The sequence below is a fragment of the Nostoc sp. 'Peltigera membranacea cyanobiont' 213 genome, from assembly GCF_002245975.1.
Taxonomy (GTDB): Bacteria; Cyanobacteriota; Cyanobacteriia; order Cyanobacteriales; family Nostocaceae; genus Nostoc.
Genome location: NZ_NOLI01000370.1, coordinates 1 through 1,189, shown reverse-complemented (window position 1 = coordinate 1,189; position 1,189 = coordinate 1). Strand labels below are relative to the sequence as shown.

General features: G+C 48.0%; 1 protein-coding gene. It reads left to right on the top strand.

The window, feature by feature from the left end:
• Window positions 1-184: 184 nt before the first annotated feature.
• On the top strand, window positions 185-1,189 hold a 1,005-nt coding region (locus tag CDG77_RS35005; protein WP_094333668.1), incomplete at its 3' end, for an amidase family protein.

Below are 1,189 nucleotides of genomic sequence, written 5' to 3'. Positions count from 1 at the left end.
GGGACTAGGGACTGGGGACTGGGGACTAGGGACTAGGGACTGGGGACTGGGGACTAGGGACTAGGGACTGGAACCCAACTCTTACCCCAATACCCAATACCCAATACCCAATACCCAATACCCAATACCCAATATCGGACAATATGTACTAAAATCAATGACTTGAGTCACAAAGAGAGCAATCATGGCATCCATCCGCGAGTTGCACCAACAGCTGGTTAAGAAAGAACGTTCTGCCGTTGAAATTACCCAAGAAGCTTTAGAGCGCATTCAAGCGTTAGAGCCGAAACTGCACAGCTTTTTATGTGTTACCGCAGAACGGGCATTAGAGCAGGCCAGTGCTGTGGATGCCAAAATTGCAGCCGGAGAAGAAATCGGGCTGCTAGCAGGCATTCCGGTTGGGATTAAGGACAATATGTGTACCAAGGGGATTCCTACTACCTGCGCCTCTCGAATTTTGGAAAATTTTGTGCCGCCTTATGAATCAACGGCGACGCAAAAACTGGCGGATGCTGGGGCGGTGATGGTAGGCAAAACCAACTTAGATGAGTTTGCAATGGGTAGTTCCACAGAAAACTCTGCCTATCAAGTGACGGCTAATCCGTGGGATTTATCACGAGTTCCAGGTGGTTCTTCGGGCGGTTCAGCTGCTGCGGTGTCGTCTGAAGAATGTGTAGTTGCTCTCGGTTCTGATACTGGTGGTTCGATTCGCCAACCTGCATCTTTTTGCGGTGTTGTGGGCATGAAACCAACTTATGGTTTGGTTTCGCGTTATGGTTTGGTGGCTTACGCTTCGTCTTTGGATCAAATTGGGCCATTTGCAAACACGGTAGAAGATGCGGCAATATTATTAAGTGCGATCGCAGGTCACGATCCTAAAGACTCTACCAGTCTCAAAGTTGCCATTCCCAACTACGCTGCCAACTTCAAACCAGATTTTAAACCCAGAGGTCAACTAAGGATTGGCATCATTAAAGAAACTTTTGGTGAAGGTTTAGACTCTGTAGTTGAACAAGCTGTTACTAAAGCGGTAGATGTATTACAAGGTTTGGGAGCGGAGATTCATATAGTTTCTTGTCCGCGCTTTCGTTATGGCTTACCTACCTACTACATCATCGCCCCATCCGAAGCATCGGCAAACCTGGCTCGTTATGATGGCGTTAAATATGGCTACCGCGCTCCTGATGCC